This is a genomic window from Nitratireductor sp. GCM10026969, assembly GCF_042660605.1.
Taxonomy (GTDB): domain Bacteria; phylum Pseudomonadota; class Alphaproteobacteria; order Rhizobiales; family Rhizobiaceae; genus Chelativorans.
This window is the reverse complement of sequence record NZ_JBHSUM010000225.1, coordinates 1-4986: the sequence shown is the minus strand read 5'-3', so window position 1 is coordinate 4986 and position 4986 is coordinate 1. Positions and strand designations below refer to the sequence as shown.

General features: G+C 62.6%; 2 protein-coding genes. One reads left to right on the top strand and one right to left on the bottom strand.

Annotated features, from left to right (window positions below; translation table 11 throughout):
- Nucleotides 1-4203 (top strand): Ig-like domain-containing protein (locus tag ACFP9U_RS23805; protein ID WP_378625248.1); only part of this gene is annotated, 4203 nt, incomplete at its 5' end.
- 133 nt (nucleotides 4204-4336) lie between these two features.
- Here the strand turns inward: ACFP9U_RS23805 and ACFP9U_RS23800 are convergent.
- Nucleotides 4337-4986, bottom strand: a 650-nt coding sequence (locus tag ACFP9U_RS23800; protein WP_378625247.1) for a DHHA1 domain-containing protein, incomplete at its 5' end; no start/stop codon positions are given.

Sequence of the window (4986 nt, the reverse complement as noted above, 5' to 3'; positions counted from 1 at the left end):
GCGGCCGGCGCAGGTGCCGCCGGCAGCGGCGCGCTGCTGGCGGTCGCCGGACTTGCCGGCCTTGCCAGCATCGTCGGTTCCATCGCGCTGAGCGACGACGACGACAAGGGCGGCAACCACAGCCCGAGCTTCGACGACGGCAAGGACGGCGGCGAGGTCTTCGAGCGCGCCGACGGTGCGGCCGACGAAAACAAGACCACCCACGAGGCCAGCGCAGACATCGCCTTCCACGACAAGGACAAGGACGACGTCCACAAGGTGACGGCAAAGCTCGTCTCCGTGAATGACCCCGTGGACGAGAAGCTGCAAAGCCATGGCACGTTCACCGCCAAGATCGCCGGCGACAAGGTGGAGTGGGACTATAAGGTCGAGGATTCGGCGATCGACTACCTCGGCGAAGGCGAGAAGCGGACCGAGATCTTCGAGATCACCGTTGATGACGGTCATGGCGGCACGACCACCAAGCGCGTCCCCATCACCATCACCGGCAGGAACGACGCGCCGGAGGCCAAGGACATCTCCGCCGAGGCGGACGAGAACGAGACGATCGTCCTCAAGCCCGACTACTCGGATCCGGACCGGAACGACACCCACACCTTCAAACTCGACACCAGCGGCACCAAGGGCAAGGTGACCCTCAACGAGGACGGCACCTTCTCCTATGACCCGAACGGCGCCTTCGACTATCTTGGCGAGAACGAGGTCGCCTACGACACGTTCAAGTACACCGTGCGGGACAACCACGGCGCCGAGGTGACGAAGACGGCGAAGGTCAAGATCACCGGCCAGAACGACGCGCCGGTGGCCAAGGACGTCTTCGCCGAGACGACGGAGAACGCGGCGACCACCATCAAGCCGAACGTCTCCGACGCCGACAAGGACGACACCCACACCTTCAAGCTCGACACGACCGGCACCAAGGGCGAGGTGACGCTCAACGAGGACGGCACCTTCGCCTACGACCCGGGTGACGCCTTCGATCATCTGAGCGAGAACGAGGTCGCCTACGACACCTTCAAATACACCGTGCGCGACGAGCACGGCGCCGAGGTGACGAAGACCGCCAAGGTCAAGATCACCGGCCAGAACGACGCGCCGGTGGCCAAGGACGTCTCCGCCGAGACGACGGAGAACGCGGCAACCACCATCAAGCCGGAGTTCTCCGACGTCGACCGGAACGACACCCATACCTTCAAGCTCGACACGACCGGCACCAAGGGCGAGGTGATAGTCAACAAGGATGGCACCTTTGCCTATGACCCGGGTGACGCATTCGACTGGCTCGGCGAGAACGAGATCGCCTATGACACCTTCAAATACACCGTGCGCGACAACCACGGTGCGGAAGTGACGAAGGAGGTCAAGGTCAAGATCACCGGCCAGAACGACGCGCCGGTCGCCAAGGACATTACCGCCGAGGCCAAGGAAGACGGCCCGGGCATCACCATCAAGCCCGACGTCACCGACGCCGACAAGGGCGACACCCACACCTTCAAGCTCGACACGACCGGCACCAAGGGTGAGGTGACGGTCAACAAGGACGGCACCTTCTCCTACGACCCGAACGGCGCCTTCGAGCATCTCGGCGAGAACGAGGTCGCCTACGACACCTTCAAATACACCGTGCGCGACAACCACGGCGCCGAGGTGACCAAGGAGGTCAAGGTCAAGATCACCGGCCAGAACGACGCGCCGATGGCAAAGGACGTCTCCGCCGAGACGACGGAGAACGCGGCGACCGACATCAAGCCGGACTTCTCCGACGTCGACAAGAACGACACCCATACCGTCAAGCTCGACACGACCGGCACCAAGGGCGAGGTGACCCTGAATGAGGACGACGGCACCTTCGCCTACGACCCGGGTGACGCCTTCGACCATCTGAGCGAGGACGAGGTCGCCTACGACACCTTCAAATACACCGTGCGCGACAACCACGGCGCCGAGGTGACGAAGGAGGTCAAGGTCAAGATCACCGGCCAGAACGACGCGCCGGAGGTGGAGGATGTGAGCCTGACGGCGGAGGCGATCAAGAACCCTGGTTTCGACGGCAAGCCGGACTTCACCGGATGGCACATCGACAACAACTCAAGCGGACTTGATGGGGCTGACAAGGTGTCTTCTGTCTCGCTGATCGAACACAAAGATGGAGAAGATAGCGGACAGAAATTTTTGTCGGATGACCAGGACCACCTAGCGTACTTCCAAATTAAAGGAGGCGTAGATAAAGGTGCGACGGCGTGGGGACCTAAAATTACCAGCGATCCGTTTTATGCAAATTCAGGTGACCATATAGAATCCATCGTTGGCTGGGGAAGCCTATACGATACTTCTAAAGGATGGGACCAATATCATCTTAAAGTAACTCTCACCAACGTTGATACAGGAGAAATATACACATGGGATAGACTTGAAGGAGAGAGTGACTTTTCAATACCGGAAGCCGGAAGATACACCGTCTCGTATCGCTTGGGTCTGACTGACACCAATAGGGATGGCCGGGTCCACGCTACGGAATTCATCGACTCCGCATCCCTCAAATCCGATCTTGTCGGCACCGACCACGAGTACGCCTTCGACAAGGGTCAATTCCTCGCCAAGGCGACCGATCCGGAGGGCGACAAGCTCGATGTGATTTCGGTCGCAGACAAGAGCGCCCTCGGCGCCAGGGTCTGGATCGGCGCGGATGGCAAGATCCACTACGATGCCAGCGGGGTGGATAATCTCGACCCCGGCGAGACCAGAACCGATACCTTCAAGTACACCGTCTCCGACGGTCATGGGGGTGAAACGGAGGCCACCGCGTCCATCAAGCTGTATGGCCGCAACGACGCGCCAGACGTGAAGGACGTCACCGCCGAGGTGAAGGAGGATGGCCCTGCGATCGACATCACGTCCGACTTCACCGACGCCAACAAGAACGACACCCACACCTTCAAGGTCGACACGACCGGCACCAAGGGCAAGGTCGTCGACAATGGTGACGGCACCTTCTCCTACGACCCGAACGGCGCCTTCGAGCATCTCGGCGAGAACGAGGTCGCCTACGACACCTTCAAATACACCGTGCGCGACAACCATGGCGCGGAAAGTACGAAGGAGGTCAAGGTCAAGATCACCGGCGAGAACGACGCGCCGGAGTTGGAGAACGTGGCGTTGAAAGTCGACGCGATCTACAATGGAGGCTTCGAAAACGGCTCTGCCGGCTGGAAGTTGGATGAAAGCAGGAGCAATGATTTTATTCAGAACCAGAAGCCAATCACCTATCCGGATCTGCTCGCAGCCGAGGTTACGCACGGCCCCTTGAGCCCCTGGAACCTGTTTCCCGACGACCCGGATGTCGCGCGTCTCACGATCGCCGGCTGGGTCCGGGGCAATGGCACCGGATGGGGGCCCTCGGCGACGAGCGATTCCTTCGTCGGTCGGGCACAGGACAAAATCGAGATCCAGTATGCGCTTTGGGCGGACTATCCCGATGCCCCCGGAAAGGACGTTGCGCTGGGCCGTATTATACTCGTCAACAAGCACACGGGCCAGGAATACGAAGTCCTGGACTCCTCCCAGCAGGGTGGAAGCTGGTCGGGCGTTCAAACCCTTGAGTTCAAATTGCCCGAAACGGGTGAATATGAGCTTCAGTTCCGCGTCGGCGGGCGCGACGATACGGGTGGCGGGTACGCCCGCGGCGACCTCTACATCGGTAAGGCAAACGTCGAGACGGATCTGGTAGGAACCGAGCGCGAATACACCTTCGGCAAGGACCAGTTCCTGGCCGGCGCAAGCGATGCGGACGGCGACAAGCTCGACGTAACGTCGGTGTCGGACAAGAGCGCCCTCGGCGCCAAGGTCTGGATCGGCACGGACGGCGAGATCCACTACGACGCCACGGACCTGGACAACCTCTACGCCGGCAAGATCTACTCCGATACCATCACCTACACCGTCTCCGACGGCCATGGAGGTGAAACGGAAGCGACGGCGTCAATCAAGGTGTACGGCGACGGCAAGATCGCCGAGGACAAGCCCGAACCCGAGCCTCGGGCGGCCAACGACAACCCGCTGGACGACCTGTCGTCGCTGTTCGACGACAATGGTGGCCGCCACCACGGTCCCGCCGAGGACAACGGTGCCCGCCAGGCCGACAACGGCAATCACCATCCGGCCCTGTTCGACGACAACAACACGGCCCATCTGATGATCGCCTGACGATACTGTCCCCACCCCGGCGCCCATGCGCCGGGGTGTCCGGGACATTTCTGCCGCCGCAGCCCCTGCGGCGGCTTTTTTTTTTGCCGGATGCGTCTTTTGGCGTGGCGGCCGCGTCGAGCGGACCGAGCCCTCAGTCCTTAGCCGCGTCGAGCACCCGGAACTGGACCGACCGCGTGCCGTTCCAGTGGTTGGCGGCGAGCGTGCCGGCGACGTGGACCGGCGCCCCGCGGTTCTTGAACAGGAAATTGCCGAGATCGGTCTCGGCGGCCCGGAAGGCGATGGCCTGAAGGCGCGCGCCCGAATGGGCGCGAAGGTCGAGTCGCACATGGCCGTTGCCGACGAGCCGTGCATCCGCCAGCCGGTGGCGCGGCAGGGCGAGCACCGGCGCGGGATGGCCGGCGCCGTAGGGTCCGGCCGCATCGAGCGTGTCAAGAAGGTCGAAATTCGCGCCCTCGGCCGAAAGCGCGGCATCGATCTTCAGGCTTTCGGCTTCGCGCAGCGCCGAGACCGCGGAAGACGCCCTCTCCTCGAAGAAGGCACGCAGCGCGCCAAGCTTCGCCCGCTCCACCGTGATGCCGGCCGCCATGGCGTGGCCGCCGCCCTTGACCAACAGTCCCTCCGAGACCGCCTCGCGCACCAGCCGCCCGAGATCAAAGCCGGCGATAGAGCGGCCGGAGCCGGTGCCCGTCCCGTTCGGATCGAAGGCGATGGCGAAGGCGGGGCGGCGCGCATGGTCCTTCAGCCGCGAGGCGATCAGCCCGACGATGCCGGCATGCCAGC